The following is an 11,394-nucleotide window of genomic DNA, read 5'->3' on the forward strand; positions in this document are numbered from 1 at the left end:
CTCTGACATGGCGCCCCGAATGAGCAAACCAACGGAAGTCTTACCCCACAAGCACCACTCCAAAAGCCTCGCACCATGAAAGAATTCACCCCCGAATATCTCGAACATCTCCGCAAAATAATCCATGACCGCGCCGACGCCGCGGCCCGCGAGGAACTCGCCGATCTCCACCCGGCCGACATTGCCGAACTCTATCAGGATCTCGACCTCGAAGAAGCCGAATATCTCTTCAAACTTCTTGACGAAGAGATGCAGGCCGATGTGCTCATGGAACTCGACGAGGATGACCGCGCCAAGCTCCTCTCTAAGATGGACGTGGCCGACATCGCCAAGCAGATCGAACACCTTGACACCGACGATGCCGTTGACATCATCCAGGAGCTCGACGAGGATGACCGCGAGAAGATCCTCAGCCACATCGACGACGTCGAGCAGGCCGGCGATATCATCGACCTTCTGAAATATGACGAAGACACTGCCGGCGGCCTCATGGGCACCGAAATGATAGTGGTCAACGAAAACTGGAGCATGCCCGAATGCATCAAACAGATGCGTATGCAGGCCGAGGACATGGACGAGGTCTACTACGTCTATGTGGTTGACAACGAAGACCGTCTGCGCGGCACCCTTCCGCTGAAAAAACTCATCACCCACCCCTCGGTATCGAAAATACGCCACGTGATGGAGACCGATCCGGTGGCCGTGAAGGCCGACACGCCGATTGACGATGTGGCCCTCGATTTCGAAAAATATGACCTTGTGGCCATGCCGGTCATCGACTCCATAGGCCGTCTGCTTGGACGCATAACCGTCGACGACGTCATGGACAAGGTGCGTGACTCAAGCGAACGTGACTACCAGCTGGCATCGGGTCTGTCAGGCGACGTGGAGAGCGACGACAAACTCTTCGCCCAGACCAAAGCACGCCTGCCCTGGCTCCTCATCGGCATGGTGGGAGGACTGTGTAATTCAGTGATTCTCGGACGTTTCGAAGGTGGATTCGTGGTCGATCCGGCTCTGGCCCTCTTCATCCCCCTGATCGGCGGAACGGGTGGAAACGTCGGCACCCAGTCATCGGCAATCGTGGTGCAGGGCCTCGCCAACGGTTCGCTCGACATCAAGAAATCCTCGCGCCAGCTGCTCAAGGAGCTCGGCGTCGGACTGCTCAACGGTAGCATCATAGCCCTGCTGGTATTCCTCTACAATTTCTTCACCCTCGGAGCCGGCCATGAGGTCACCACCTTCGCCGTGTCAATCTCGATATTCTGTGTGGTGATGTTCGCCTCGGTCTTCGGCACCTTCGTGCCCCTCACGCTTGAGAAACTGAAAATCGACCCCGCCATAGCCACGGGCCCCTTTATCTCCATCACCAACGACATCATCGGCATGCTCATCTACATGTCAATCTCCACCTGGCTCATCGTCTTCTTCGCCCACTGATCACCCCACGGGCGGGTGTCCGACAGGACACCGATTTAATAGTAGCCCCCGACACCGTAGCGCACAGCGCGCAGGTGTCGGGGGTAAAAGATTTTCACGCCAATGTGGTGTCCGGCCGAGGACACCGATTTACCAAACCGAATGGCTCCGCGGAGGGTGGGTGTCCGCCAGGACGCAACCCGGACGGTTCCGCGGGCTGCGGGTTAGAGCTGGCCGAGTTCGACCATTGTGGCCACGCGCTCCACTATGGCATCCTTACGGTCCTTGTCGGGGTTATAATCCGTCTTGAGGTTCACTCCGAAGAGACGGCCGAAGGTCTGCCAGAATCCGGCGCGAAAACTGCCGAGGAATGCTTTCAGAATATTGTAGCTCGACTGGTTGGTCTCGCGGTTTATGAGCTTGACAAGCATCTGGGCCTGCGACTTGGTAAACTTCTTCAAGGCAGGCTTATACTGCTTGAACACCTCCCCTTCCATGCGTTTCAGATGCTCCTCGCGCTCCTTCTGAGTGGGGAATGTCTCGATGTATTCATAGGTCTCGATCAGCGTCTCGCAGATGAGTTTGGCATAGGGGAGCGTCTTTTTGACATCGCGCACGGTTTTCCAGTAGAACTCCTCCTCCTTCTTGTTTTTGAACTTGAGGGGAGGAAACACGGTGACATCGGCGAGCACCAGCATCAGGGTCTGCTCGCCGTCCTCGCCGTCGAAAAAGTAATAGCCGCGGATCGGCTTGACCCTGCCGTCGCCCACCTCGACATCGGTCTCAGGGCCGTCAGGCAGCGCCTGAGCGGCGCCGGCGGCCTGCGCCACCGAAGGCGCGGCCACCGTCACAGCCGTCAGTATGAGGAGGAATATTATCTTTCGGATCAGGATCATTATACCTATTATAACAACTTATAACAACCAGGCGGTCGGAAATGTCAGAGGGGGGATCACTCTCCGTGCTGTCCGCGTGGCACGGGCGGATAGTCGACCGTGTAGTGCAGGCCGCGTGACTCCTTGCGCTCCTTGGCCTGGCGCATGATCAGGTAGCCAACATTAATTATATTACGCAGCTCGCAGATCTCACGCGAGGCCTTTGACTGCTTGAAGAGCTTCTCGGTCTCCTCATAGAGAATGTCGAGGCGGTTCCAGGCGCGGTCGAGGCGCAGGTTGGAGCGGACTATGCCCACGTAGGTGCCCATGATCTGGTTTACTTCCTTGATGCTCTGGGTGATGAGCACCATCTCTTCGGGGTGGCGTGTGCCTTCGTCGTTCCAGGAGGGCACATCGGTGCGCCACTCGTAGTGCGAGGCGTTGGCAATGGCGTGTCTGGCAGCTGCGTCGGCATAGACCACGGCTTCGATCAGCGAGTTGGAAGCCAGGCGGTTGCCGCCGTGCAGGCCTGTGCAGGAGCACTCGCCCACGGCGTAGAGGCGCCTGATCGACGACTCGGCGTTGGAGTCGACCTTGATGCCTCCGCAGAGATAGTGGGCGGCGGGAGCTACGGGTATGTAGTCTTTGGTGATGTCGATGCCGAGCGAGAGGCATTTGGCATAGATGTTGGGGAAGTGGCGGCGGGTCTCTTCGGGGTCTTTGTGGGTCACGTCGAGATACACGTGGTCATCGCCGGTGAGTTTCATCTCCGAGTCGATGGCGCGGGCCACAATGTCGCGCGGGGCGAGCGAGAGGCGGGGGTCATACTTGTGCATGAACTCCTCGCCCTTGAGGTTGCGGAGCACTGCGCCGTAGCCTCTCATGGCCTCGGTGATCAGGAAGTTCGGGCGGTCGCCGGGATGATAGAGGGCCGTGGGGTGGAACTGGATGAATTCCATGTCCTTGACGGTACCTTTGGCGCGGTAGACCATAGCGATGCCGTCGCCGGTGGCCACGAGCGGATTTGTGGTGGTCTGATAGACGGCACCTACACCGCCGGTGGCTATGAGGGTGATGCGCGAGAGGAAGGTGTCGACCTCGCCTGTCTGCGTGTCGAGCACGTAGGCTCCGTAGCATGTTATGTCAGGTGTGCGGCGGGTCACTATCTTGCCCAGATGGTGCTGGGTGATGATCTCGATGGCAAAATGATGTTCGAAGATGTCGATGTCGGGGTTCGACCTGACAGCCTTGATGAGCGATTCCTGGATCTCGAATCCGGTGTTGTCGGCATGGTGGAGGATGCGGAACTCCGAGTGGCCGCCTTCGCGGTGGAGGTCGAAGCTGCCGTCTTCCTTCTTGTCGAAGTCAACGCCCCAGTTGATAAGCTCACGTATCTGTCCGGGAGCCTCGGTGACAACCTTTCTGACAGCCTCAGGATCGCTGAGCCAGTCGCCGGCTATCATTGTGTCGTTGATGTGTTTCTCGAAATCGTCTACTTCGAGGTTGGTGACCGAAGCCACTCCGCCCTGGGCGAGGGCCGTGTTGGCTTCATCGAGAGTGGTCTTGCATATCAGGGCCACTTTGCCCTTTGAAGCGACCTTAAGGGCAAAACTCATGCCGGCTATGCCTGAGCCGATCACAAGAAAATCATATTTGCGTGTCATGCCATCTGAATTTTTTTAAGACTATTTTATAGCGGCCAGGCCCCCTTGGGCGGTCTCTTTGTAGATCGACGGCAGGTCATGGCCCGTCTGCTTCATCACCTCGACAATGCGGTCGAAGCTGACCGAGTGGCGGCCGTCGGAGAAGGATGCGTAGAGGTTGCTGTCGAGCGCGCGGGCGGCGGCATAGGCGTTGCGCTCGATGCAGGGTATCTGCACCAGCCCGCACACCGGATCGCAGGTGAGTCCGAGGTGGTGTTCGAGTCCCATCTCGGCCGAATATTCGATCTGGGCGGGGGTTCCGCCGAAGAGCTGGCTGGCGGCTGCGGCGGCCATAGCGCAGGCCACTCCGACTTCGCCCTGACAGCCCACTTCGGCTCCTGAGACAGAGGCGTTGCACTTGACCACGCTCCCGAATAGTCCGGCGGTGGCAAGGGCGCGGAGTATGCGCTTGTCGCTGAAGCCTTTCGAGGTCGAGAGATGATAGAGGACAGCCGGGAGCACTCCGCATGACCCGCAGGTGGGTGCGGTGACGATCTTGCCGCCCGATGCGTTTTCCTCGCTGACGGCGAGGGCATAGGCGTAAACCAGGCCGCGGCTGCGCAGGCTGTCGTTGTGGCCTGAGGCGTGGAGATAATAGCTGACGGCCTTGCGGCGCACTCCGAGGCCTCCGGGGAGCACCCCTTCGGCGTCGATGCCGCGCTCTACGGCCTCTTTCATCACCTGCCAGACCTCACGCAGATAGTCCCAGACGTCGCTGTCTTCATATTCGTCGACGTATTCCCAGAAGCTCTTGCCCGACTTGTCGGCCCAGTCCAGGATGTCGGAGATACGGCTCAGGGGATAGACGGTCTTTGCGTCGGGACGCTCCTCGCCCTCGTGGACAATGTCGCCGCCGCCGATCGAGTAGACCGTGTCGCGGCCCAGTTCGCTGCCGTCAGCGCCGAGGGCCACGAAAGTCATGCCGTTGGGGTGGAAGGGAAGGAACACCGAGGGTTCCCACAGGATTGTGGTCGGAGCCGTCTTCTGAAGCTCTCCGAGGATAGCCACATCTGTCATGTGGCCCTTTCCGGTGCCTGCGAGGGCTCCGAAAAGGGTCACGTTAAAGGATGCGGCCTCCGGATAGCTGGCTCCGAACTCCTGCGCGGCTTTGAGCGGCCCCATAGTGTGGGAACTGGAGGGGCCGTGGCCTATCTTGTAGAGTTGTTTTATGGATTCCATCTGTGAGGTCAAGTGGAGGGTGTGGTGGATGCCGGCTCAGCCTTTCAGCCGATGAGGGCGTGGCCGGTCATCTCCTTGGGCTGTTCGAGGCCCATGATTTTCAGCATGGTGGGAGCCACGTCGGCGAGTTTGCCGTCGGCCACTGTAGCACCGGCGCGGTCGGTCACGTAGATGCAGGGCACGGGGTTGAGCGAGTGGGCTGTGTTGGGGGTGCCGTCGGCGTTGATGGCGTTGTCGGCGTTGCCGTGGTCAGCGATGATGATCACCTCATAGCCGGCTTCCTTGGCAGCCTCTACGGTGTCTTTCACGCATTCGTCAACGGCCTTTACAGCCTTGCAGATAGCTTCGTAGACTCCGGTGTGGCCCACCATGTCGCCGTTGGCGTAGTTGACCACGATGAAGTCATATTTCTCTTCCCTGATTGCCTCCACGAGCTTGTCTTTCACCTCATAGGCGCTCATTTCGGGCTTGAGGTCGTAGGTTGCAACCTTGGGCGATGCCACGAGGATGCGCTCCTCGCCTTCGTAGGGCTGCTCGCGTCCGCCGTTGAAGAAGAATGTCACGTGGGCATACTTTTCGGTCTCGGCTATGTGGAGCTGCTTCTTGTCGAGGCTTGAGAGGTATTCGCCGAGGGTGTTTTCAACGTTTTCTTTGGGGAAGAGGATGTGGACGCCGGTGAAGGATGCGTCGTAGGGGGTCATGCAGTAGTACTGCAGGCCGGGTATCACCTTCATGTCGGCTTCGGGGATGTCGTGCTGTGTGAGGGCCACGGTGAGCTCCTTTGCGCGGTCGTTGCGGTAGTTGAAGAAGATCACAGCGTCGCCTTCCTTGATTGTTCCGTCGACAGCCGCGTTGTTGATGGGCTTGATGAATTCGTCGGTCACGTCCTCGTCATAGCTTTCCTGCACGGCCTTGGCCATGTCAGTCGCCTGCTTGCCCTCGCCTTTCACCAGAAGGTCATAGGCAACCTTGACGCGCTCCCAGCGCTTATCGCGGTCCATAGCGTAGTAGCGGCCTATGATCGAGGCGATCTTGCCGGCCGACTTGGCGCAGTGGGCTTCGAGCTGCTCGATGAAGCCCTTGCCGCTGCGGGGGTCGGTGTCGCGGCCATCCATGAAGCAGTGGATGTAGACCTTTTCGAGACCGTATTTAGCGGCTATGTCGCAGAGGGCATAGAGGTGGTCGAGCGAAGAGTGCACACCGCCGTCGCTGGTGAGGCCCATGAAGTGGATGGCCTTGCCGTTGTCGCGGGCATAGGAGAAGGCATCTACAATCTCAGGATTTTCGAGGATAGAGCCGTCGGCACATGCCTTGTTGATTTTCACGAGGTCCTGATAGACCACGCGGCCGGCGCCGATATTGAGGTGACCCACCTCCGAGTTGCCCATCTGTCCGTCAGGCAGACCGACGTTTTCGCCTGAAGCCTGAAGCTCGCTGTGGGGGTAGGTTTTTACGAGATAGTCCCAGTAGGGAGTAGGAGTAGAGAAAATAGCGTCGCTCTTGGAGTGATTGCCGATTCCCCATCCGTCGAGAATCATTAACAATGCTTTCTTTGCCATGATGTTATAGAAATTGTAAGATTATTGATTGCGGTATGCGGAGGGAGAGAGTAATAACTGTGCAAAATTACAGAATTCCATCCGAAAATCAAAAGTTAGAGGTCGTTTAAAATTCGTTTAAAATTCGTCACCGGCAATAGCAGCCATCCGGCCCCGCGCACGGACACCTATCGGCCGCATAGTCTGTCACGGAGTCCGCGCAAGAAACCGCCGTTGCCGGCAGGGGCTGTTGAAGCATGTTCACATTTATCCGAAACTGACTCAAATTTTTCCTTTCCGATAAATTCATGGCTGTGCCACCCTATATCTCCAAATTTCCCGTCAAAAAGAGAGCAGCCATCCGCTATCGGCTTGTCAGGTGACAGGCACATAGTATTACCGTCAGGCTTTTCGATTACTTCACAGACAAGGTTATCTCCTTGGAAATGGAAATAATACTGAAACTTCGTCAACGGGTCGATAAGGCTTGTATAACTGTCGACCCACGGCCATGCACGCCGTTTTACAACATCATCAATCAGGGCCATTTCAATCCGCTGTGTTATATAACCGGTCTTTATCAGTTCTACTGTCTTGGGCCACAGATAAACAGAGCCGTCAAAAGCATCACCGGCTATCCAGTCGCCCGGATTGACCGGACCGATATTCTCACGTGGTTCATCGCAACGCCAGACAAAGCATTCTTCATAGGGGTCCAGTCGGCTTAATTTATCTATCGACCATTCTCCTTCGTCGTCTCTTTTGTCGCCAAGCTCAACAAAACGGGCTAATGCCAGTCCGTCAAGACCGAGATCGGCACTTTCGCCAACCTTATACCATCCGCCTCCAAACTCACTTCCTGACACGACATCCGTATGTACATACAGCCCCACCTCTGATGAGATTACGTCCTCGATTCCGGGATTTTCACTTACCGCATAGCGGGTTTTGAAAATCCTGATCACCGGACAACCATCTTTCTCGCTGTCATCCGCAATATATTGGAAATAGCTCTTGTAGCCGTCACCATGTTCCTGGCAGAACACATCGCCTATTTTTATTTTAACTCTCTTTGCCATGATGTTTATCCCAGATAGTATTGAATTTTTCGCCTGTGACATTCCACGCACACCAGCTTATATCGCCAAAAGATCCCGCAAAAAGAGCGTAACCATCTTTTTCCGGATCGTTTTCGGATAAATTTATGAAATTTCCATCTGATGTCCGTATTACTTCCCTGCAGATTTTCTCTCCTTTGAAATGAAAATAATACCGGAGTCTCGCCATGCGGTCAAAGTAAGTCAGATAACTCTCCACCCACGGCCACGGTTTTTGTTTAACATATCTGTTTAAATAGAGATCTGCTGAAGTATATCCATATTTGATTCTTTCAACAATTCTGAACCATGACAAGACACTGCCATTTGTTGTCATCGGGCTTTCCGAGATTTCCGGAGTCATTTTTCCGATGGGAATCTGCGATTCGTTACAATGCCATACATAAAAATGTTCCAACGGATCAACGTCGTCAAATTTGTCTGTTTCAGGATTATAGACAGTTGAAGACTCGCCGACAAACCACGCTGAAGCCAGTTCATCAAGGCCCAAATCTTTGCTTTTGCCTACTTTATACCAATGATCGCCCACAAGCCCGATCCTAAGTACCGTATGGGCATAGAACGCCACTTCTGATTTAACCAGTTCATCCATGTCCGGCTGATAATCCATCGGATAGCGTCCAACAAAAGCCCGAATGACAGAACTATTCAACTGCGTCATATCGTTGGCGATATATTGGAAATAGCTCTTGTAGCCATCATCCAATTCAACGCAGAATATATCGCCGATTTTCGTAACTATTCGCTTTGCCATATTTTCAATGTTTCTTAAAAATATATGTCCATCGGACGGATGTCATTATCTGCTTTTATCTGATTTATTCCATACATCTTCAAACGCATCCTCGGTGATGAATTCTTTGTAGCGCCAGTTGATTTCGCCGAAATCTCCGGCATAAAGTGTGTGGCAGCCATCCACAGGATTTTCGCAGGACAATCGCGTTATATTGCCATCGCAGTCAACAATAACCTCTCTGACAGCACGGCTTCCGTGGAAATGAAAATAAGTCGTTTCACGGGTAAGAGGGTCGGCTTTCCGGACATAACTGTCAACCCACGGCCAAGGCTTGCGCTTGACTTCATCATAAAAAGTCATTGTCCATGTATAGTATCCATATCTGATACGGTCCACGATACACGTATAAGGCAAAACGCCGTCACACTCAATGATCGACTTCAAAAATTCAGGAATTTTCCCGATATCTTTTCTTTCACATCCGGCATAGCCAACATACCAATGTTCATATGGCTCCATATTTGCATCCAGTTCATTTGCTTTTTCATATCCAATGGTGGTATCCTCCTCCTGTGGAAGCCCAAACACAAAACTTTTAAGCTCTTCCTGTCCTATTTCTTTGGAATTTCCGATTTTATACCATGTATTCTCATCTATCCCGGCACGAAGATATGTAAGTGCATGAAAAGCAACCTCATCTTTGACAATTTCTTCTATTTTAGGCTCATATTCAACCGGATAATTAGTCTTAAAGGCTCTGATAACAGCACCTCCAAGATAATGACAGTCTTTAAGCATGTATTGGAAATAGCTCTTGTAGCCATTACCCAATTCAACGCAGAATATATCGCCGATTCTCGTAACTATTCGCTTTGCCATATTTTCAATGTTTTTATATCTACCTCTTGATCAGCGTTTTGATATGATTTACTCCGGAGGGGATTTCGTGGGGGTAGTGGCTGACGAAGATGAGTGAAGTGGAATTGCGCCCGGTCAGGAGGTCTGTCAGGCGGCGGATGCGCTGTTTGGCGGGAGCGTCGAGGCCGTGGAGCGGTTCGTCGAGTATCAGCAGTCGGGGCTGACGGATGAAGGCCCGCGCCAGCAACACCATGCGCTGTTCGCCTGAGGAGAGCCGATCGAAGGTCTGGTCTTTAAGATGACTGATGGCCATTAGCCGGAGCCAGGCGAGGGCTTCGCTGCGCTCACTGTCGGTGATCCGGGCATAGCGGTTGAGGGCCGAGCGCAGGCCCTGGGCCACTACATCGACCACCGAGAGGGGGCTGCGGAAGTAGAGCTGCATCTCCGGGCAGACGTAGCCTATGCGGTCTTTGATCTCCCAGATGCTTTCGCCGCTGCCGCGACGACGGTCAAAGAGGGTGATGCAGTTGGCGTAGGCCTGCGGGTGGTCTCCGCAAATCATGCTCAGCAGCAGCGATTTGCCACTGCCGTTGGGGCCTGTGAGCGCCCAGCGTTCGCCGCGCCTGACGGTCCAGTCAAGACCACTGATGATCCGGCGGTCACCGTAGCTCACATGGCCGTCGGTGATCGAGAAGGCCACTTCATAGTCATCGCCGTCAGCTTCCGGGCGGAGGGGTAGCTGCGAGGCGTCAATTTCCTCGCAGACAGGCGTCTGAGAGCGCAGGGCGTCAATCGCGGCACGGTCGGTGACGAGGGGCAGCAGAGTCCTTCCGGCCATCGGCAACACGGCTACGGCGTAGGCGGGAATGTCGGCCGGATCGCAGAGCAGCATCACCACGGAGGTGCCGCGCGCGGGGAGGGAGCGCAGGGCCGCATCGAGTTCGAGGCGGGAGGCGGAGTCGAGACCTATGTAGGGATTGTCGAGCACCAGCAGGTCGGGGCGCGAGCGCAGGGCGTTGACCACAAGCAGCTTGCGCAATTCGCCGCTCGACAGATAGTTGATGCGTTTGTCCATGACGTCGCGCAAGGCGAATGACTCGCAGAGGCGCAGCCATTCGCCGTCAGAGGCCAGCTGACCTACAAGCTCGGCGACAGTCGGCACGAAGTCATTGACTGTCGACTCCAGGCGCTGCTCGTGGCTGACCACGTCGATGCCGGTAAAGGAATGTATGTCAGTGAACGTCAGCATCCTGACCTTCATGTCGGGGCGGGCGAATTCGAGGCGGTTGCCATAGGCGTAGCGTCCTTTTTCCATCACAAGGCCGAGAGTCGACTTGCCGGCACCGTTCGGGCCGAGCACTACCGACACACCCTGAGGTATCTCCAAAAGTTCCGAATTGTCAAGCACAACACTGCCATATCCCAGCCGGGGGCTGCTGAAACGTATCAGAAAATCTGCATTATCCATCTTTGCATTATCATTAAGATCTTGTTAAAAGCGACCGTTGACATCTGCAAAAGTAAGAAATCGGCCCCAATATTCCTATCTTTTCCCATCAGGCAGTAAATCGAGGCTGGAAATATTCATTGTATAGGCTATTGTTTCTTTTGTTGAAGTTCGCTAATTTCAGGCGTTTCCAGATACATAGTTTTTCGCTCACAAACACACATTTGTCATAAGAATAAGCTTGTGTAATTTTTAAGCTTAAAGATAAAAAACTATCGATTTGTTATGATATTAATGAATTTTGAGCTAATTTTAGATCAAACAAATCTATATTATGTCAAATCTCAAAATAAATGAATAAATTTATCCGGATATTTAACATCACATTAATATTAGAGCTTGTTTAAAAACGATTGTTAACAGAAGTGAGTTTTCGGAGAGAAATAACAACAGCTGCGACCATGAGCATTTCGTTGGCTGATTCTGTCGTTTCCTCGTAATTCCTGCACAGCCTTCTGAAG

The 11,394-nt window shown here is 54.3% G+C and carries 9 protein-coding genes; 1 reads left to right on the top strand and 8 read right to left on the bottom strand.

From position 1 onward, the window contains the following. Positions 1-75 precede the first annotated feature (75 nt). Complete coding sequence (mgtE, locus tag C5O23_RS07710; RefSeq protein ID WP_107032368.1) at positions 76-1,440, top strand: magnesium transporter; 1,365 nt, start codon at positions 76-78, stop codon at positions 1,438-1,440. A gap of 203 nt (positions 1,441-1,643) precedes the next feature. On the opposite strand, the gene C5O23_RS07715 is transcribed toward mgtE, so the two are convergent. The 8 genes from C5O23_RS07715 to C5O23_RS07750 form a co-directional block, all read right to left on the bottom strand. Next, positions 1,644-2,315 (bottom strand): DUF4294 domain-containing protein, encoded by a 672-nt coding sequence (locus C5O23_RS07715; RefSeq protein WP_107032369.1) that lies wholly within the window; start codon positions 2,313-2,315, stop codon positions 1,644-1,646. 56 nt (positions 2,316-2,371) lie between these two features. After that, complete coding sequence (gene nadB, locus C5O23_RS07720; protein ID WP_107032370.1) at positions 2,372-3,958, bottom strand: L-aspartate oxidase; 1,587 nt, start codon at positions 3,956-3,958, stop codon at positions 2,372-2,374. Between the two features lie 21 nt (positions 3,959-3,979). After that, positions 3,980-5,176 (bottom strand): L-serine ammonia-lyase, encoded by a 1,197-nt coding sequence (locus C5O23_RS07725; protein WP_107032371.1) that lies wholly within the window; start codon positions 5,174-5,176, stop codon positions 3,980-3,982. A gap of 44 nt (positions 5,177-5,220) precedes the next feature. Then, a complete protein-coding gene (gene gpmI / locus C5O23_RS07730; RefSeq protein ID WP_107032372.1) occupies positions 5,221-6,735 on the bottom strand; it encodes a 2,3-bisphosphoglycerate-independent phosphoglycerate mutase in 1,515 nt (504 codons plus the stop codon). A 167-nt stretch (positions 6,736-6,902) separates the two neighbouring features. Next, complete coding sequence (locus C5O23_RS07735) at positions 6,903-7,793, bottom strand: hypothetical protein (protein WP_107032373.1); 891 nt, start codon at positions 7,791-7,793, stop codon at positions 6,903-6,905. Beyond that, a complete protein-coding gene (locus C5O23_RS14460; protein WP_205743436.1) occupies positions 7,777-8,586 on the bottom strand; it encodes a hypothetical protein in 810 nt (269 codons plus the stop codon). The genes C5O23_RS07735 and C5O23_RS14460 overlap by 17 nt, the downstream gene beginning before the upstream one ends. Before the next feature lie 45 nt (positions 8,587-8,631). Then, positions 8,632-9,447 carry an Imm26 family immunity protein gene (locus C5O23_RS07745; RefSeq protein ID WP_107032374.1) on the bottom strand — a complete coding sequence of 272 codons (816 nt, stop codon included), beginning with the start codon at positions 9,445-9,447 and terminating at the stop codon, positions 8,632-8,634. Between the two features lie 19 nt (positions 9,448-9,466). Then, positions 9,467-10,894, bottom strand: coding sequence for an ATP-binding cassette domain-containing protein (locus C5O23_RS07750; RefSeq protein WP_107032375.1), 1,428 nt, complete (start codon positions 10,892-10,894; stop codon positions 9,467-9,469). Between the last annotated feature and the right edge of the window lie 500 nt (positions 10,895-11,394).

Source organism: Duncaniella muris (assembly GCF_003024805.1).
Taxonomy (GTDB): domain Bacteria; phylum Bacteroidota; class Bacteroidia; order Bacteroidales; family Muribaculaceae; genus Duncaniella; species Duncaniella muris.

What these genes read in the sequence shown, in the direction of transcription:
- mgtE (WP_107032368.1), top strand. Translation starts at nt 76, where the DNA reads ATGAAAGAATTCACCCCCGAATATCTCGAACATCTCCGCAAAATAATC.
- C5O23_RS07715 (WP_107032369.1), bottom strand. Translation starts at nt 2,315, where the DNA reads ATGATCCTGATCCGAAAGATAATATTCCTCCTCATACTGACGGCTGTG.
- nadB (WP_107032370.1), bottom strand. Translation starts at nt 3,958, where the DNA reads ATGACACGCAAATATGATTTTCTTGTGATCGGCTCAGGCATAGCCGGC.
- C5O23_RS07725 (WP_107032371.1), bottom strand. Translation starts at nt 5,176, where the DNA reads ATGGAATCCATAAAACAACTCTACAAGATAGGCCACGGCCCCTCCAGT.
- gpmI (WP_107032372.1), bottom strand. Translation starts at nt 6,735, where the DNA reads ATGGCAAAGAAAGCATTGTTAATGATTCTCGACGGATGGGGAATCGGC.
- C5O23_RS07735 (WP_107032373.1), bottom strand. Translation starts at nt 7,793, where the DNA reads ATGGCAAAGAGAGTTAAAATAAAAATAGGCGATGTGTTCTGCCAGGAA.
- C5O23_RS14460 (WP_205743436.1), bottom strand. Translation starts at nt 8,586, where the DNA reads ATGGCAAAGCGAATAGTTACGAAAATCGGCGATATATTCTGCGTTGAA.
- C5O23_RS07745 (WP_107032374.1), bottom strand. Translation starts at nt 9,447, where the DNA reads ATGGCAAAGCGAATAGTTACGAGAATCGGCGATATATTCTGCGTTGAA.
- C5O23_RS07750 (WP_107032375.1), bottom strand. Translation starts at nt 10,894, where the DNA reads ATGGATAATGCAGATTTTCTGATACGTTTCAGCAGCCCCCGGCTGGGA.